The organism is Inquilinus limosus MP06 (assembly GCF_000767795.1).
In the GTDB taxonomy this organism is placed as follows: Bacteria; Pseudomonadota; Alphaproteobacteria; order DSM-16000; family Inquilinaceae; genus Inquilinus; species Inquilinus limosus_E.
The window spans coordinates 1-623 of record NZ_JANX01001129.1 but is presented as its reverse complement, the minus strand read 5'-3'; the positions used below and the strand labels follow the sequence as shown (position 1 = coordinate 623).

Here is a 623-nt window from a genome sequence, read left to right as displayed (position 1 = left end):
CTCGCGGTAGAGGCCGGCACGCTTGGCCAGGACCGGTGCGGCATCGCCCTGCCCCGTCACGGTATCCTCCGCCTTTGTCCGCCCCTGTTCCCGTCGCGATTTCAGTGCAGCTTCGCCGACTTCAGCGACCGGGCGCGGTCGGCCGAGCGGATGCTGACGTCGAACACGTCGCCCTCACGGTCCAGCGTCAGCGGCACCTCGACCCCGGCCTCGCCCAGCGCCCAGACGGCGCGGAAGAAGCCGGCCAGGTCGGACACCGCCTCGCCATCCACCGCCAGCACGGCGTCGCCCTCGCGCAGCCCTGCCCGCCGGGCCGGGCCGTTGCCGGCGAAGCCTACCACCACCACCCGGCCCTCATCCTCGGTTGCGAACAGGCCGAGCCAGGGGCGCGGCGGCGCGTCGACGCGGCCAAGCGTGCTCAGGTCGTCGAAGATCGGCTGCAGCAGGTCGATCGGCACCACCATGTTCAACGGCAGCACCCGCCCGTCCTCCGCCTGGTGCTGGATCTGCAGCGAGCCGATGCCCAGCAGCTCGCCGCCGGGGCCGAGCACCGCGGTGCCTCCCCAGTGCGGATGGGCCGGCGCGGTGAAGATCGCGTCGTCCAGCGACATACTCCCAATAAC

1 protein-coding gene is annotated in these 623 nt (G+C 72.2%); it reads right to left on the bottom strand.

The genetic code is table 11. The features are described 5' to 3' along the window. Positions 1 to 101: 101 nt before the first annotated feature. Positions 102 to 623: S1C family serine protease (locus P409_RS35605; RefSeq protein WP_238578864.1), on the bottom strand; the 522-nt coding region annotated here is incomplete at its 5' end.